The sequence below is a fragment of the Amycolatopsis sp. NBRC 101858 genome (assembly GCF_030269325.1).
Classification (GTDB): Bacteria; Actinomycetota; Actinomycetes; order Mycobacteriales; family Pseudonocardiaceae; genus Amycolatopsis; species Amycolatopsis ponsaeliensis.
Genome location: NZ_BSTD01000003.1, coordinates 256,251 through 272,916, shown reverse-complemented (window position 1 = coordinate 272,916; position 16,666 = coordinate 256,251). Strand labels below are relative to the sequence as shown.

Genomic DNA, 16,666 nt, shown 5'->3' with positions numbered 1-16,666 from the left:
ACCCGAACCCAGAAGGCGGCCTGGCCATGACCCCCACCACGTCCCCTCCGGCACCCGTGCTCGAGGTGCGAGACCTCAAGGCGTTGATCGGCACCGGGCGCGGCGTCGTCCGGGCGGTCGACGGCGTGACCTTCTCCCTCGGCCGGGGAGAGGCGCTCGGCGTCGTCGGCGAGTCCGGTTCGGGCAAGTCCGTCACCGCGAAGGCGATCATGGGCCTGTTGCCGCACCACTCGGGTTGTTCGGGTGAGGTGCTGTTCCAGGGACGTGACCTGCTTTCCCTCCCGCGCAAGCAGCGGGAAGAGGTGTGGGGCAAACGGATCGCCATGGTGTTCCAGGACCCCGGACGGTCGCTGAACCCCGTTGTCCGGGTGCAACGCCAGCTCACCGAAGGAATGCGCAAGCACCTCGGCGTCGGCCGCGCCGAGTCGCGGGAGCGGGCTCTCGGCCTCCTCACGGAGGTCGGGGTGCCCGACCCGGAGAAGCGCCTGCGGAACTACCCGCACGAGCTGTCCGGTGGGATGCGCCAGCGTGTGATGATCGCGATCGCGCTGGCCTGCGAGCCGGACCTGCTCATCGCCGACGAGCCGACGACGGCGCTGGACGTGACGGTCCAGCGCCAGATCCTCGACCTGCTGCGGCGCATCCAGCGCGACCGCGGCACGTCGATGATCCTGATCAGCCACGACCTGGCCGTCGTGGCGGGGCGGACGGACCGCACCGCCGTCATGTACGCCGGGCGCCTCGCCGAGATCGGCGCGACCCGCCAGGTCTTCGCAGCGCCCCGGCACCGGTACACCCACGCCCTGCTCGGCGCCGCCCCGACGATCGACCACCACCGGCACACGCCGCTGCGGCTGATCCCGGGCTCGCTGCCCGACCCGGTGGCCCCGCCGGGCGGCTGCCGGTTCGCCGCGCGCTGCTCGGCGGCGACTCCCGAGTGCACCGAGCCCGGACCCGTGCTCGCCCGGGTGGGCTCGGACCACGACGTCGTCTGCTGCCACCCGGTGGCGGCCCCCGCATACACCGGAGGTGATCTCGTTGGCCGTTGAGTCTGCAGCGGACACCGCGGCGGGCACGCCGCCGCGCGCGGCACACCTGCGCGCGGGCGCCCTGCTCAGCGTCGAGGACCTGGTGGTCCGGTTCCGCACCGACGCGGGCGTGGTCCAGGCCGTGTCAGGGGTCAGCTTCGACGTGCTGCCGGGGGAGACCCTCGGCATCGTCGGCGAGTCCGGGTGCGGGAAGTCGACCACCGGACGGGCGGTGCTCCGGCTCAACCGGCCGTCCGGCGGCACGATCACCTACGCGGGCGAACGCATCGACCAGGCGAGCGAAAGCCGGATGCGCGAGCTGCGCCGGTCGATCCAGATGATCTTCCAGGACCCGGTGGCCTCGCTGAACCCCCGGCGGCCCGTCAAGGAGATCGTCGTCGAGGGCCTGGCCGTGGCCGGCGCCGGGGCCGCGGAGCGCGCGCGGACGTCGGCCCGGGTGCTCGAGCAGGTCGGACTGGGCGGCGACCGGTTCGCCGACCTGGTGCCGCGCCAGCTCTCGGGCGGACAGGCCCAGCGCGTCGCGATCGCCCGCGCGCTGGCGCTCAACCCGGCCCTGCTGATCTGCGACGAGCCGGTGTCGGCGCTGGACGTCTCGGTGCAGGCGCAGATCCTCAACCTGATCGAGGATCTCAAGCGTGAGTTCGACCTCACCGTGCTGTTCGTCGCGCACGACCTGGGCGTGGTCCGGGCGATCAGCGACGACGTCATGGTGATGTACCTCGGCACGGTGTGCGAGTTCGGCGACGCGGACGTCGTCTACGCCCGGCCGGCGCACCCCTACACCCGGGCCCTGCTCGACTCGGTTCCGCTGATCGATCCCACGCGCGGCTTCGCCGGGCCCGCCCTCGAAGGGGACGTGCCCTCGCCGCTGGCGCCGCCGTCCGGCTGTCCGTTCCGGACGCGGTGCCCGCGGGCGCGCGAACGGTGCGCGGCGGAGGTCCCTGCGGTGCGCCGGATCGGGCCGGAGCAGAGCGTTGCCTGTCACTTCCCGCTCGTCGAACCGGAGCCGGTTCGACCTCGATCCGAGGAGCCCCGATGACCACCACCGTGCCGACCAAGACCGCCGAGATCGCCGAGGGGGTCCGGGCGACACTGGCCGCCTACTGCCACGCCCTCGACGACGGCCGCACGGACGACCTCGTCGCCCTCTTCGCGGCCGAGGGCATCTCGGTGCTGCCCGGCCAGGAACCGGTCGTGGGCACCGAGGCGCTCCGGGCCTACTACGAGACCGTCAAGCCGGCCGGCCCGCAGCGCCACGTCGTCGGGAACACGCTCGTCACCGGCTCGGGGGCCGAGGCCGAAGCGATCAGCGACCTCGTGTTCCTCAAGCCGGGAGCCGCGGGATGGACCGTGGTGCTGGTCGGCCGGTACGAGGACCGGCTGCGCCTGCGGGACGGCCGTTGGCTGTTCACCCGGCGCACGCTCACGATCATTCCGGCCTGATCCGTCCGGTGACCGGGACGGCCACTGGTGTGGCCCGGCCGGTCGCGACAGCGTGGATGCCCGTATCCGTTCATCCTCGACAACGCCGTCGAGTGCCAAGGAGGTCCCGTGACCGACCGCCGATGGAAGCAGCGCCCGCCCGGCTCGACCTGGGGTGACTGGGGGGACGACGACGAACTCGGCCGGATCAACCTGCTCACGCGGGACAAGGTGCTGCAGGGAGCGGCCGAGATCAAGGAGGGCGTGACCTTCAGCCTGAGCCTGCCCCTCGACTACCCGGGCGGCACGGCGCTCAACCAGCGTCGCTACCCGCCGATCCTCAAGCCCACCGAAGACCTGCAGCACAAGCAGGACGTCTTCTACAACGTCATCGCCCGCGAGCAGATCTCCCCGGACTTCAACGACGTCTGGTCGGACGACCAGGTCACGCTCTGGCTGCAGTACTCGACGCAGTGGGACGCGCTGGCCCACCAGGGTGCGGAGTTCGACGCGGATGCCGACGGCGTGCCGGAAGCCGTGTACTACAACGGTTACCGGGCGGGCCAGGACATCGTCGGACCGCAGGAGGACGCCAAGGGCGACGGCAGCGGCAGCCTCGGCTTCGCGCGCCATCTCGGCCTGGAGCACATGGCCGCGCACGGGGTGCAGGGCCGCGGCGTGCTGATCGACCTCGAGCACCACCTCGGCCGTGGCTGGCAGGCGGTCGACTTCGCCACCCTGTCCGGCATCATGAAGACGGACAACGTCGTCGTCGAGCCGGGCGACATGGTCGTGATCCACACGGGCTTCGCCACGCAGATCCTGGAGTGGGGCAAGAACCCCGACCCGGTGGCCATCCACCGAACAGCGTCCTATTTGGATGCTCACGACCCGGCGATCCTGCAGTGGGTCACCGACAGCGGGCTGTCGGCGCTGATCGCGGACAACTACGCGGTGGAGGGCGTCGGTGTGGAGCGGCCGCCGAACGAGCCGGTGCCCCACACCCTGCTGCCGATCCACCAGCACTGCCTGTTCAAGCTCGGCGTGCCCCTCGGCGAGCTCTGGTTCACCCGCGACCTGGCTCGCTGGCTGCGGGAGCACGGGCGCACCCGGTTCCTGCTCACCGCGCCGCCGCTGCGGCTGCCCGGAACCCAGGGCAGCCCGCTCACCCCGGTCGCGACCGTGTGACCGCTGTCCCGGCTGCCGTCTCGTGCGGCAGCCGGTGCGCGTGTCGTTCTGCCGGCCGACTGGTGTGCGGGATCGGTGAGATGCCTTCGAAGACCGAACGGAAGACCGAGCGGTACTACCGCAAGCGCGAGCACGTCGTCGACGTGGCCGTGCGGCTGTTCTCGAGGAACGGTTACGTCGGTACGGGTGTGGCCGACATCGGCGAAGCCGCGGGGCTGGCCCGTGGCGCGCTCTACTACTACATCGGGTCCAAGGAAGCACTGCTCGCCGAGATCCACGACCGGGTGCTCGATCCGCTGCTGGCCGAGGGCGCCGCGATCGTCGCGTCGGAGGCGTCGTTCCCCGTGCGGCTGCGGCTGCTCTCGGAGTCCCTGCTCTGGCAGATCATGAACCGGCAGGACCACGTGTGGGTCTTCCTGCACGAGTACCAGCAGCTGCAGGGCGAGCTGCGGATCCGGTTCCGCCAGAAGCGATACCGCTTCGAGTCGTTCGTCCGGGACACGATCTCGGCGGGCCGCGACGACGGCGCACTGCGGATCCAGGACGTCGACCTCGCCACCCTGGCGTTCCTCAACCTGCACAACTACACCTACCAGTGGGTGGGCGGGCGGCGGGGGCTGGCCGTGGAGTCGCTGTCCGCGTTCTACTGCGAGATCTTCCTCAACGGGATCCTCGGCGAGCCGGGGGACGCGTCCGCGGACACGGGTGCGGCCCTCGACCGGGGACGGGCGTTGCTGCGCACCGTCCGCGGCAGCGCCGCCTGACCCGCCGGTCGCCTCACACGCGGGGGAGCACCCGTTCGTCCAGCAGGCGCAGGCTTTCCCAGCCGGTCTCGACCGGGGTGCCGCCGCAGAGCGGGCTGAACGAGATGCTCCGGCCGGGATCCGCCCGCACGTCGGCGACGAGTTCGTCCGGCGTCAGGATCCGGTACCGCCCGCTCGCCCGCAGCTCATCGACGCCGGCCACCGTGAAGTACTTGGGCGTCAACGGATCCGCGGACGCTTCGGACAGCCATGCGCCGTAGGAGTTCATCTCGTGGAGCAGGAACGGTGCGACGCAGCCCCACGCCTTCTCGGGAACCTCGGCCAGCATGACCAGGCCGGCGGACACCGCGGCCTGCGGTCCGGGATCGGGTCGGCCCAGCATCCGCAGTTCTTCACGGTACGGCTGCCACAGCTGTGGCCCGGCGGGCTCGAAGCCGACGCCCAGGCGCGCCGCCCGGCGAGCGGCCTTCGCTGTGCTCCCGCCGAGAGCGAGCGGTGGGCCGCCCGGCCGGAACGGGGTGGGCGTGACCGACACCCGCCGGCCGCGGTATTCGAAGGGCTCACCGGTGAACGCGGCCTTCAGAGTGGTCACGAGCTCGGTGACCCGCCGCACCCGTTCGGCCCGGTCCACCCCGAACATTTCGAACTCGGAAGAGACGTACCCGGCGCCGATGACGACGTCGACGCGCCCGCGGCTGAGGTGGTCGAGCACGACCAGGTCCTCGGCGAGGCGGAGCGGATCGTGGAACGGTCCCGCCATCGCCGACACCCGCAGCCGCACCCGGGTCGTGCGCGCCGCCATGGCGGCCAGCACGGGCAGCGGACTGGGCAGGTAGCCGTCCGCCGAACCGTGGTGCTCGGAGAGGATGATCGCGTCGCAGCCCGCGCCGTCGGCCCAGGCGGCCATGTCCAGCGCGGCGGCGTAGCGGTCCGCGGTCGTGCCGTCGGCGAACGGCGGGTTGCGGAAATCGAAGCGTAGTGAGAATTGCACGGTCGTCCCTCCGCCACGGCGTCGTCGGGGTGGAGTGAAGCACCGCGGCGCCGCCCCCGCCATCCGCCGTGCTGGTGCGTGGGACGCCGGGACGACCGTTCCTCTGAGCGGGATGATCCGCTGACCGCCGGTCCGCGAAGCCCTAGCGTGGACCGGCGCAGGACGGCGGGATCACCTCTTCTCGACGGGAGAATGTCGTGAGTGACGAAAAAACCTGGCCGCACCAGGAACTCGGCAAGAAGCTGAGCAACTGGGGCCGCTGGGGCGCGGACGACGAGATCGGCACGCTCAACCTCGTGACCCCGGAGAAGGTGGCCGCGGCGGCGAAGCTGGCGCGCACCGGCAAGCGGATCGACCTCGGGATGTCGTTCGACAAGAACGGCCCGCAGGACGGCGGCTTCCGGATCAACCCGGTGCACACCATGACGTGGACGCCCCTGGACACGGCGGGCCTGCCGGACGGGATGATCTCGGCGGACGACATGGTCGTGATGGGGCTGCAGTGCGCGACCCAGTGGGACGCTCTGTCGCACGTCGGGTACGGCGGCTTCTTCTACAACGGCGTGCCCTCGACCGCCGTCCGGCCCGGTGCCGGCGCGACGCGGAACTCGTTCGCCGCCGCCAACGGCCACCTGATCTCGCGTGGGGTGCTGCTCGACCTGCCGGCGGTCAAGGGTGTCGACCGGCTGCCGGACTCGCACGAGATCACCAGCACCGACCTGGAGGAGGCCGAGGCGGCGCACGGCGTGACCGTCGAGCCCGGAGACGTCCTCTGCCTGCGCACCGGGTGGTACCAGTACTTCCTCGAAGGCGACAAGACGAAGTTCGGCCGCGGCCCGGAGCCGGGGCCCGGGCTCGAGGTGCTGCAGTGGTTCAAGGACCGCGACATCGCCGCGATCGCCATCGACAACTGGGCCTTCGAGCGGTATCCGACGGTCGTCGAGGGCTCCGTCATCCCGGTGCACCAGATCGCCATCCGGGACCTCGGGCTGACGATCGGCGAGATGTTCACCTTCGAGGACCTGGCGGCCGACTGCGCCGCGGACGGCGTCTACGAGTTCCTGTTCACCGGCACCGGCCTGAAGATCAGCAACTCGGTCGGTTCGCCCGTCTCCCCGATCGCGATCAAGTGACGACCCTCGTCCGGCTCGGACCAGCAAAGGAGAACACGTGACCGCAGTGCGCACTTTGGACATCGCCGGTTTCCGGGTCGGCCGGATGTACCACCCGAGCCATCACGTCCTGAGCCTGGACGAGGCCGAGGCGTGGTACGAGCGAGTGCTCGGCCGCGAGAGCCTGCCGATGGCCCTGATGAACCAGGGCCGGCCGCCGACCCCTGGCTACCCGCAGGACTATTCGACGTTCACCCCGATCGCGGACCTGCTGCTCGACACGATCGACCCGAAGCGCTACGTCACCGGCGGGATCCAGCGTTACCCGACGGTGGAGACGCCGCACCTCAAGGGGTTCGGCTGGTACGTGCCGGACATGCAGGCCTGTTACACGGCGATCAACGACCTGGGCATCGGCACGGTCGGCCAGAACGACGATCCGGGCGGCGGCCCCGAGGTACCCCGCTCGGCGAACGGCACCCTGCCGCTGTTCTTCACCACCCCGGAGACCGCGGGCCTGCGCTACGAGTTCCTGCCCACCATCCCGTTCCCCCTCGACCCCCGGATCAAGGAGGGCTGGGAGCTCCCGCCGGCCTCCGGCGATCCCGTGCTGGGCATCGACCACACCTCGCACCACACGGTGCTGACCGGGGACCTCGACCGCGCGCTGAAGGTCGTCGTCACGGCGCTGGGCGGCCGGGTGATCCACGAAGGCCGGAACGAGCTGCTCGGTCTGACGAGCACGTACGTTCAGCTGTCGGACTCGATCCTCGAATACGGGACACCGGACGAGGGCACCGACGCGTGGGCCGACTGGCAGACGACGCGGCCGCACGACACCTACCACACGATCACCTTCCGGGTCGCCGACCTCGGCAAGGTGGCGGCCCACCTCGACGCGCAGGGCGTCGCGTTCCGCACCCGGACGGACGAGGCGATCGTGGCGGACCCCCGTACCGCGCTCGGTATCCCGTGGATCTTCACCACAGCACCGGTCCCCGGCGACCCGCGCGGCTAGCGGAAAGGCAATCACGATGGCCGACCGACCGAAGCCGGACGAGCTGACGACGGTGACCTACACGACCGCCGGCCACATCGCGACGGTCACGCTCAACCGGCCCGAGGCGCTGAACAGCTTCGACCAGAAGATGTGTGACGAGTTCGCGCTGATCTGGGAGGAGGTCAAGACGGACGACGACGTGCACGTCGTCGTCCTGCGGGCCGCGGGGGACAAGGCCTTCAGCACCGGCGTCGACGTCAAGCAGCGGCTGCGGCACCCGGACAACCTCTGGAACGACGTGGACCCGGGCGAATCGTTGTCCCCCAAGCTGAACCGCGTGTGGAAGCCGCTCGTCGCGGCGGTGCACGGGATGGCCGCGGGCGGTGCCTTCTACTGGCTCAACGAGGCGGACATCATCATCTGCTCGGACGACGCCACGTTCTTCGACCCGCACGTCAGCTACGGGATGACGGCGGCGCTGGAACCGATCGGCCTCGCCCGGCGGGTCCCGCTCGGCGAGGCCCTGCGGATCACCCTGCTGGGCCTGGACGAACGGCTTTCGGCCGAGCGGGCGCTGCAGATCGGCTTGGTCAGCGAGGTGGTGCCGCGCGCCGGTCTGTGGAAGCGCGCGGACGAGCTCGCCGGGATCATCGCCGCGAAGCCACCGGTCGCGATCCAGGGCAGTGTGCGGGCGATCTGGGAGTCGCTCGACTCCGGGCGGACCCAGGCGCTGCGCACCGGGCTGTCCTACACCCAGCTCGGCAACCCGGCCGGGATGGCCCAGGTCGATCGGGAGACCTTCCGGCGTCCCAAGTGGACGGTCCGCTGAACCCCGGTGAGCTCGACGCAATCGGCCACGCCGTGATCGAGCTCATGCACGCTCTGTCCCGCTCAGTGGTGTCGCGCCCTTATGCCCGCCGCGGTGCCGGGCGACGATGGATTCCGCTGTCGGGCGACCCGGATCGGGGCCGCCGAGCCTGATCCGCGGCTCGTGCCGATGTGCGGGACCGTCCCGAAAGGAGCTGAATGACCACGGAGGACACGGCCCCGGGGGCGCCGGACGCCGGCTTCGTCCGGCGAGCGCTGGCGGACGCCGACCTGAACGCGCTGCGGATGGCGCTGTACCAGGCGACCGGCGACGAGGAACTGCTCACGCTCGAACTCGCCACCGTCCCGATGTACGGCGGGGCGCTCACCCAGTACGTCGTCGCGGAGACCGACCGGGAGCTGGTCACCCGGAAGGCACTGGACTTCCTGCTGGCCAAGCCCGCGGATTTCGAGACCACGGCACCCACGGACGCCGAACTCCGCAGGATGTACGAGGCGTTCCGGGCCGAGCAGCTCGACGAGCGGACGTGGCGGTACCGGCGCGACCTCGCCGCCTTCGACGAGCACCCCCGGCTCGCCCGGTGGACCGACGGGAAACCCGAGATCCCCGCCGGGTTCGAGGTGGCGATCGTCGGCGCCGGGTTCAACGGCATCGCGATGGGCGTGCAGCTGAAGAAACTGGGCATCCCGTTCACGATCTACGAACGCCGCGAATCGCTCGGCGGCACCTGGGACATCAACGCCTACCCCGACGTCCGGGTGGACACCTCGATCTTCCTCTACCAGTTCTTCTTCGAGAAGAACTACCCGTGGACCGAGTACTTCGCCCGCGCGGAGGAGGTCAAGGCCTACCTGGTGCACATCGCCGAAAAGCACGGGATCACCGACCACATCTCCTACCGGTCGGACGTCACCGCCGCCACCTTCGACACCGGCGCCGGGACCTGGGGCCTGGATGTCACCGTGGCCGGGGAAGAACGGCACATCACCGCCACCGCCGTCGTCAGCGCGAGCGGGCTGTTCGCCACCCCGAAGCGCCTCGACGCCCCGGGCATCGAGGACTTCGGCGGCGAGATCATCCACACCGCGGAGTGCACCGGCGACGAGGACCTCGACGGCAAGCGCGTCGCGATCGTCGGCAACGGCTCCACCGGCGTGCAGATGATGGCGTCGGTGCAGCGCCGCGCCGCGAACCTGGGGGTCTACCAGCGCACCCCGCAGTGGATCAGCCCGCGGGACCGGTACGGCGACCCCGTCCCGCCGGAGACGCGGTGGCTGCTCGACACCATGCCCTACTACTGGAACTGGTACTGCTACTCGTACGCCACCCTGCGCCTCGACGGGCAGCTGCTCCAGGAGCCGGACCCGGCGTGGAAGGCCGAGGGCGGCCAGGTGAACGCGGCCAACGACTCCTACCGCAAGGACCTCACCGCCTACATCAAGGCGAAACTGCCGGATCGCCCGGACCTCTGGGAGCGGCTGATCCCCGCGCACGCTCCGCTGGCCCGCCGGATGATCGTGGACAACGGCTGGTACTCGGCGCTGTTGCAGGACAACGTCGAGCTGGTCACGGCAGGCATCGAGCGGTTCACGCCGACGGGTATCCGCGCCGCGGACGGGACCGAGCGGGACTACGACGTGGTGTTCACCGCGACCGGGTTCGAGGTCCAGAAGTACCTGTGGCCCACCGAATACCGCGGGCTCGACGGGGCAAGCCTCGAGCAGCGCTGGGCCGAGCCCGAAGGGGGCGGCCCGCGGGCCTACCTGTCGCTGACGGTGCCGGACTTCCCGAACCTGTACGTGATGTACGGCCCGAACTCCCAGAACCGCGCCGGCTCGCTGATCGTCTGGATCGAGACGTGGTCGCGGTACATCGCCGAGAGCCTCATCCACCTCATCGAGGGCGGTCACAAGTACCTGTCGGTGCGCGAGGATGTCTTCGAGAACTACAACAAGCGGCTGGACGAGGCGATGCTTTCGCTGATCTGGTACGACGAAGGCTCGAAGGACAAGAACTACTACGTCAACGAGTTCGGCCGCCAGCAGGTCAACATCCCGTGGCGGCTCGAGGAGCAGCACGAGCTCTACGAGCGGTTCGACCCGGACGACTACCACGTGGTCTGATGCGGAGAAACGGCGTGGCCCGGCCGGGCCACGCCGTTTCGGCGCTCAGATGGGGTAGGGGTAGTTGCGGCTGGTTCCGCCGTCCACCACCAGGGTCTGGCCGGTGATCCACTGGGAGAGGTCGCTGAGGAAGAACAGCAGCGCGGACGCGATGTCCCCGGGGGCGCCGACACGGCCGAGCGGCACCGGCAGCGCCGCCTTCTCGTAGTAGTCCGGTTCGGGGTGGCGCTGCGCGATCCTGGGGGTGTAGGTCTGCCCGGGCGCGACGACGTTCACGCGTACGCCGGCGGGGCCCAGCTCCACGGCCGCGGACGCGGCGAGGTTCGACACCGCGGCCTTGGCGGCGCCGTAGACCGCGTGTTTCGGCGCCGAGCGCATGCCCGCGATCGAACCGACGACGGCGATCGAGCCGCCACCGGACATGGCCGCCGAGCCGATCTGGATCGCGAGGTACACGTGCCGCAGGTTGCGGGCGATCCCGCGGTCGAACACCTCGTCGCCCGAGTCGGCGATGGTGGCGAAGTCCGAGATCCCGACGATGTCCGCCAGTCCGTGCAGCGGGCCGTAGCGGGCGACGGCGTCGGCGACGATCCGCTCGACGTCCTCCCGGCGCGTCACGTCGCCGACCAGCGGCAGCCCGCCCACCTCGTCCGCGACCCGCTTCGCCCGTTCCGCGTCGGTGTCGACGACAGAGACGTTCGCGCCGACGGCCGCGGCGGCGACGCTCGCCTCGTGGCCGATGCCGAGCCCGCCGCCGAGGACGAGCACGTGCCTGCCGTCGAGCCGCAGGAGGTTCGGGTAGTCGAAGATCAGGTCGGCGGGTGCGGTCATCGTCGAATCCTCCACTCGGGTGCCCGGGCAGCCCGCCCGGAGCGGGGCGGCAGAGACCGGCCGGACGTAATTGAGTGTAGTAAATTAAGCCAGGACGGGTCGAGAGGTGATCGGCTACCGGACCCGGTGGAGGAGTGTTCATGGACATCACCGAGGCATTCCGGCTGACCGGGAAGGTCGCTCTGGTGACCGGCGGCGGCAGCGGGATCGGCGAAGCGAGTGCCACCGTGCTCGCGGCCGCGGGAGCGCGGGTGGTGGTGGCCGACGTCGACGGCGAAGCGGCCGAGCGGGTCGCCAAGGACATCGCCAACGGAGGCGGGGACGCGATTGCGGCCCAGGTGGACGTCGCCGACCGGGCGGCGGTGGAGAACCTGGTCGCGAAGACGGTGAACGAGGCCGGGCGGCTGGACGTCCTGCTCAACAACGCGGGCATCATGCGCCGCCGTCCGCTGCTCGAGGTCTCGACCGAGGAGTTCCGGCACCTCGTGGCGGTCAACCTGGAGAGCGTGCTGCACGGCACCCAGGCGGCGGCCCGGGTGATGGAACCCGGTTCGTCGATCATCAACACCCTGTCGACGATCATCGACTTCAGCACCGCGGGCACGGGCACCTACACCGCGACGAAGAAGGGCGCGGAAGCGCTGACTCGCACCTTCGCGGTCGAACTGGGTCCCCGGGGCATCCGGGTCAACGGGATCGCGCCGGGCTGGACGAAGACCGGCATGACCCGCGCGGCCGCGGCCGACGATGCGGCGTTCGGGAGCCTCACCGACCGGATGTCGTCGGCGTCACCGCTGGCGGGGATCACGGAGCCGGTCGACTCGGCCTACGCCGTGCTGTACCTCGCCGCACCGGCCAGCCGCTTCGTGACCGGACACGTCATCCGCGTCAACGGCGGCATGTCGATGGCCTGAGGAGAAACCCGTGACAGGGCGGCTGGCCGCCCGGATCGCGCTCGTCACCGGCCTGACGCGGCCCAGCCTGCTCAGCCCGCCAGCAGCAGGCCGCAGAGGCGTTCGTCGTGCTGGGCCGGGTCGCCGTGCAGTGCCGCGTCCACCATGGCCCGTCGCAGGTACAGGTGCAGGTCGTGCTCCCAGGTGAAACCGATCCCGCCGTGCAGCTGCAGCGCATGGCCGGCCACCCGGCGCGCGGCCGAGCCCGCCTGGGAGGCCGCCGCGCAGGCCGCGCGGGCGGCGTCCGGGGCGCCCGCGTCCGCCGCCATCGCCGCGTAGTACGTGGCCGCCCGGGTGGCTTGCACGTCCATCGCCATCGAGGCGCACGCCTGCTTGACCGCTTGGAAGGAGCCGATCGGCCGGCCGAACTGCACCCGCGCCGACACGTGGTCCACGGTGAGGGTGAGCAACCGCTCCATCACTCCGAGCGCGTCCGCCGCCGTGAGGATCGACGCGTCGTCGAGCAACCGGCGGCTCGCGTCGGCCCCGCTGTCCACCAGGCGCTCGGCGGGGACGAGGACGCCCTCGAACCGGACCTCGTGGAACGTCCGGGTGGGATCCATCGCCTGGTGCCGGCGGATCGACACCCCCGGGGCCGACCGGTCGACCAGCAGCGTCGCCGTCTCGGTCCCGGCCAGCGCGGTCACCAGCAGCCACCGGGCGTCCGCCGCGTCCTGGACCACCGACTTCACGCCATCCAGCACGAACCCGCCGTCGACCGCGCGGGCCGTGGTCCCGATCTCCTCGGGCGCCCAGGCCCGGCCGGGCTCGGCGAACGCCCAGGTGGCGGCCGTGCCTTCGGCGAGTTCGGGCAGCACCTCGGCTCGCAGGGCGGCCCCGTGGGCCCGGGACACCGCCAGCGCGACGAGGGCGGTCGGCACGAACGGGCCGGGCGCGGCGGCGCGGCCGAGTTCCTCGGCCACCAGGATCAGCTCGGTCAGGCCTTGGCCGGTGCCTCCGTACCCCTCCGGGACGGCGAGACCGGTCCAGCCGAGCTCGACCCCCAGCTGCCACAGCCCGGGGACGGACACGGTTTCGCCCCGGTCGATGTGCTCCCGGTCCAGTGGTGCCCGCTCGGCCAGCATTCGTCGGGAAGCCTCGCGGAGCATGAGCTGCTCCGCGTTGAGCTCGAAGTCCACCGGCGCACTCCGTTTCGTCGTTCCGTCTCGACCATTAGAGTATCCCTTTTTGCGGATTTCGGGACAGTGACGGGTGTGTGTTCCACCGAGCGGGAGAGCGGGCGGCGGCCCGGCGCCCGGGCGTGGCAGGCTGACGCGATGACCGGACCGCCGGCGCCCGACCGTCCCGCGATGGCGCACCGCCTCATCACCATGCGCAGGTCGATCACCCAGCTGGAGTCGCTGGGACCGATCGACGGGAACCGGTTCGCCCGGGACAGCACCGCGGGCCTCGTCATCGAGCGGGTCCTCGCGCTGCTGGCCGATCTCGCCTTCGCGGTGAACTGCGCGGTGGTGCCGTCGGCACCGCGAACCCCGGCGGAGTCCTTCGAGGCGGCGTGTCGAATCGGCCTCATCGACGCGGAGGTGGCCGCCGCGCTCGCGCCCGTCGAAGGGCCCCATCACGTGCTCATGCAGCTCTCGCTCGACGTGGAGCCCGACGAAGCCGCCGCGGTCGTGTCCCGCGCGCTGGCGGGCTACCGGGAATACGTCCGGCAGGTGGCCGGCTGGCTGACCGGCGCGGACTCGACGGTCTAGGCCGTGTCCGGCGAGGTCGCGTCGGTGTCCGAACCCGTTGCCGCGACAGGGAATCGCTCCGCGACGGCTGCGGGACCGGGCCGGGGCCCGGTCCCGCGAACCTCAGCCGGAGAGGACGTCTTCCATCCCGCCGTCGGCGCGCCACGCGCGGACGAGCGCGAGGAACTCGACGGGACCGCCGCCGAAGGACTCGACGCGCTTCCTAGGTTTGCCCTCGAAGTTGTAGTAGCCGGGGGTGCACTCGGACAGGAACGTGTGCATGTCGATGGCCCGCGCCCGGATCGTCTCGACCCAGCCGTCCTCGGCCTTGGCGGCCGGCTCCACGAGGACCCCGCCGCGCCGTTCGGCTTCCGCCACGACCGAGCCCACGTGCTCGCTCTGCTCCTCGAGCACGTGGACGAAGTTGACGGACACCGCGTTCTGCGTGCTGCCGAGGTGGAACAGGTTCGGGAAGCCCCGGCTGACCCAGCCGTGCAGCGTGCGCAGGCCGTCCGCCCAGTACTGCTCGAGGGTGATCCCGCCGCGCCCGCGTACGTCCGCACCTGCCCGCACGGCGGGATCGGCCCCGATCTCGAAGCCGGTGGCGAACACGATGACGTCCACCGGATAGCCGACCCCGTCGACCACCAGCGCGTTCTCGGTGATCCGTTCGACGCCCTGGCCTGCCGTGTCCACCAGCCGCACGTTGTCGCGGTTGAACGCCTGCAGGTAGCGATCGCTGAAGCCGGGGCGCTTGCACATCTGCCGGTACCACGGCTGCAACGCCGCCGCCGTCTCCGGATCCTCGACTATCTCGGCCACCCGGGCCCGCAGTTCGGCCATCTTCTCGTGATCGGCCACCTCGATGGCGAACGCCACGTCTTCGCCGGTACCCCGGCGCAGCCGTTGCCGGCCCCGGACCGGTGCGGAGTCCGTCCACTGGTCGCCGACCAGGTTCTCTTCCGCCACACCACCGGTGATCAGGGCGAGGAAGTTCTCCCGCCGCTCGCGCTGCCAGCCCGGTTCCAGCCCGGCCCACCACTGCGGGTCGGTCTCGCGGTCGTCCCGCCGGTCGACGGTCGACGGAGTCCGTTGCACCACAAGGACTTCCCGGGAATGCGGGGCGATCGCGGGGACGGCCTGGATGGCGGTGGCGCCGGTGCCGATCACGGCCACCCGCTTGTCGGCGAGGCCGGGGTACTCGCTGACGCCCTCGGCGCCACCGGTGTAGGCGTAGTCCCAGCGACTGGTGTGGAAGGAGTGCCCGCGGAACTTCTCGATCCCGGGGATGCCCGGCAGCTTGGGCCGGTTGAACGGGCCGCTCGAGATGACCGCGTAGCGTGCCGTGAACGCGTCCCCGCGGTCGGTGCCGACACGCCAGCGGCCCAGTTCGTCGTCCCAGTGCAGCGAAGTGACTTCGGTGTGGAACAACGATTCGCGCAGCAGGTCGAAGTGCTCGGCGAGCCGCTCGGCGTGGGCGCGGACCTCGCTGCCGGGAGCGTACTTGCGGGTCGGCATTTCGCCGACTTCTTCCAGCAGGGGCAAGTAGATGTAGGACTCGATGTCGCACGCCACGCCGGGGTAGCGGTTCCAGTACCAGGTCCCGCCGACGCCGCCGGCGATGTCCACCAGGCGGATCCGCTTCAGGCCGGCCTTGCGCAGGTGCGCGCCGGCGACCAGCCCGCCGAAGCCGGCGCCGAGCACCACGGCGTCCACGTCGTCGGTGACCGGGTCACGCCCGGCGGGCGGCTCCGACCACGGATCCACCGCGTAGGCCGTGAGATCACCCGTGGGCAGCAGGTACTGCGCGGCGCCATCCGGGCGGAGACGCTTGTCCCGTTCGGCGCGGTACCGCGCCCGGATCTTCTCCACGTCTTCGGGACCCCAGGTCCCGCTTTCGGCTGTCCGCTCTCGCTCGGCCATAGGCGGCGTCGTCCTCGTCGCTCGTCCTTCAGGGGGTGCGCACCAAGATTCGCTATAGTGGCGCGTAGTGACAGTTAACATCTGATCGCGTGAAATTCATAGTCCTCAATTGCACTTGGCTACGGGAGTGATCATGGCCGGGACGACGGCCGGGTCTCGGCGCGGCAGACCGCCGATGAGCGAGAGCAGCCGCGAGCGGCTGCAGCTGGAGATCTCGCGCGCGGCGGTCCGGCTGTTCCGCTCCCGGGGGATCGCGGCGACCACCGGCGAGCAGATCGCCGAGGCCGCCGGCATCTCGGTGCGCACCCTCTGGCGCTACTTCCGGACCAAGGAGGCGTGCGCCGAGCCGCTGCTCGCCATGACGGTGGACGCCTACGTCGCCGCCCTGCGCCGCTGGACGGGCGAGGTGTCGCTCGCCGACCACCTGCGGCGCACCTACCAGCTGCCGCCCGACGTCGCGGTGGACGATGGCCTGCTGGTCAGCGACCTCGTCCGGATGGCGGTGACCGATCCCGGGCTGCGAGCGGTGTGGCTGGTCGTGCACGACCGCGCCGAGCCGGTGCTCGCCGCGGTACTGGCGCAGCGGTTCGGGCTGGACCCGGGCGCCTTGGAGATCCGCGTGCGGGCGGCGGCGATCAACGCCGCGCAGCGCCTGGCCCACGAGGAGATGGCCGTGTCGATCGGGCGCCCGATCGCGCTGGTTCCGCACCGCGAGCGGCTCGCGCGAGCCGTGGGATCGGTCTTCGAAGGCATCGTGACGAGCACGGTTCCGAAGGAGCCCGGCTGA

The 16,666-nt window shown here is 71.1% G+C and carries 16 protein-coding genes; 12 read left to right on the top strand and 4 right to left on the bottom strand.

The annotated features are described in order from the left end of the window. The first annotated feature begins 26 nt into the window (after positions 1-26). From QSK39_RS24625 to QSK39_RS24605, 5 genes are all read left to right on the top strand, one after another. A complete protein-coding gene (locus tag QSK39_RS24625; protein ID WP_285480190.1) occupies positions 27-1,049 on the top strand; it encodes an ABC transporter ATP-binding protein in 1,023 nt (340 codons plus the stop codon). After that, a complete protein-coding gene (locus QSK39_RS24620; protein ID WP_285480189.1) occupies positions 1,039-2,088 on the top strand; it encodes an ABC transporter ATP-binding protein in 1,050 nt (349 codons plus the stop codon). The genes QSK39_RS24625 and QSK39_RS24620 overlap by 11 nt, the downstream gene beginning before the upstream one ends. Next, the gene (locus QSK39_RS24615; RefSeq protein ID WP_285480188.1) at positions 2,085-2,492 is read left to right on the top strand and encodes a nuclear transport factor 2 family protein; all 408 of its coding nucleotides are present in this window, start codon (positions 2,085-2,087) and stop codon (positions 2,490-2,492) included. Before QSK39_RS24620 ends, QSK39_RS24615 begins: the two co-directional genes overlap by 4 nt. A 108-nt stretch (positions 2,493-2,600) precedes the next feature. Further along, a complete protein-coding gene (locus tag QSK39_RS24610) occupies positions 2,601-3,659 on the top strand; it encodes a cyclase family protein (protein WP_285480187.1) in 1,059 nt (352 codons plus the stop codon). Positions 3,660-3,739: 80 nt separating this feature from the next. Next, the gene (locus tag QSK39_RS24605; protein WP_285480186.1) at positions 3,740-4,423 is read left to right on the top strand and encodes a TetR/AcrR family transcriptional regulator; all 684 of its coding nucleotides are present in this window, start codon (positions 3,740-3,742) and stop codon (positions 4,421-4,423) included. 13 nt (positions 4,424-4,436) lie between these two features. Here QSK39_RS24605 and QSK39_RS24600 read toward each other — a convergent pair whose 3' ends face one another. Next, a complete protein-coding gene (locus tag QSK39_RS24600; protein WP_285480185.1) occupies positions 4,437-5,414 on the bottom strand; it encodes an LLM class flavin-dependent oxidoreductase in 978 nt (325 codons plus the stop codon). 197 nt (positions 5,415-5,611) lie between these two features. On the opposite strand from QSK39_RS24600, the gene QSK39_RS24595 reads away from it, so the two are divergent. The 4 genes from QSK39_RS24595 to QSK39_RS24580 all read left to right on the top strand — a co-directional run bounded on the left by QSK39_RS24595 (position 5,612) and on the right by QSK39_RS24580 (position 10,478). Beyond that, on the top strand, positions 5,612-6,547 hold the full coding sequence (locus QSK39_RS24595; protein WP_285480184.1) for a cyclase family protein: 936 nt from the start codon (positions 5,612-5,614) through the stop codon (positions 6,545-6,547). A 37-nt stretch (positions 6,548-6,584) separates the two neighbouring features. After that, entirely contained in the window at positions 6,585-7,544 is a 960-nt protein-coding gene (locus tag QSK39_RS24590) for a VOC family protein (RefSeq protein WP_285480183.1), read from the top strand. A gap of 16 nt (positions 7,545-7,560) precedes the next feature. Continuing rightward, on the top strand, positions 7,561-8,355 hold the full coding sequence (locus tag QSK39_RS24585; RefSeq protein ID WP_285480182.1) for an enoyl-CoA hydratase/isomerase family protein: 795 nt from the start codon (positions 7,561-7,563) through the stop codon (positions 8,353-8,355). Positions 8,356-8,552: 197 nt separating this feature from the next. Next, positions 8,553-10,478 (top strand): flavin-containing monooxygenase, encoded by a 1,926-nt coding sequence (locus tag QSK39_RS24580; protein WP_285480181.1) that lies wholly within the window; start codon positions 8,553-8,555, stop codon positions 10,476-10,478. A gap of 45 nt (positions 10,479-10,523) precedes the next feature. Here QSK39_RS24580 and QSK39_RS24575 read toward each other — a convergent pair whose 3' ends face one another. Further along, complete coding sequence (locus QSK39_RS24575) at positions 10,524-11,309, bottom strand: SDR family NAD(P)-dependent oxidoreductase (RefSeq protein ID WP_285480180.1); 786 nt, start codon at positions 11,307-11,309, stop codon at positions 10,524-10,526. 140 nt (positions 11,310-11,449) lie between these two features. On the opposite strand from QSK39_RS24575, the gene QSK39_RS24570 reads away from it, so the two are divergent. Further along, the gene (locus QSK39_RS24570) at positions 11,450-12,223 is read left to right on the top strand and encodes an SDR family NAD(P)-dependent oxidoreductase (protein ID WP_285480179.1); all 774 of its coding nucleotides are present in this window, start codon (positions 11,450-11,452) and stop codon (positions 12,221-12,223) included. 71 nt (positions 12,224-12,294) lie between these two features. On the opposite strand, the gene QSK39_RS24565 is transcribed toward QSK39_RS24570, so the two are convergent. After that, on the bottom strand, positions 12,295-13,401 hold the full coding sequence (locus QSK39_RS24565; RefSeq protein WP_285480178.1) for an acyl-CoA dehydrogenase family protein: 1,107 nt from the start codon (positions 13,399-13,401) through the stop codon (positions 12,295-12,297). A 138-nt stretch (positions 13,402-13,539) separates the two neighbouring features. Between QSK39_RS24565 and QSK39_RS24560 the strand changes: the two genes are divergently transcribed. Further along, entirely contained in the window at positions 13,540-13,977 is a 438-nt protein-coding gene (locus tag QSK39_RS24560; RefSeq protein ID WP_285480177.1) for a hypothetical protein, read from the top strand. A 102-nt stretch (positions 13,978-14,079) separates the two neighbouring features. Here the strand turns inward: QSK39_RS24560 and QSK39_RS24555 are convergent, their stop codons facing one another. Beyond that, the gene (locus tag QSK39_RS24555) at positions 14,080-15,879 is read right to left on the bottom strand and encodes a flavin-containing monooxygenase (RefSeq protein WP_285480176.1); all 1,800 of its coding nucleotides are present in this window, start codon (positions 15,877-15,879) and stop codon (positions 14,080-14,082) included. Between the two features lie 175 nt (positions 15,880-16,054). Here QSK39_RS24555 and QSK39_RS24550 point away from each other — a divergent pair, with 175 nt between their 5' ends. Next, positions 16,055-16,666, top strand: coding sequence for a TetR/AcrR family transcriptional regulator (locus QSK39_RS24550; protein ID WP_285480175.1), 612 nt, complete (start codon positions 16,055-16,057; stop codon positions 16,664-16,666).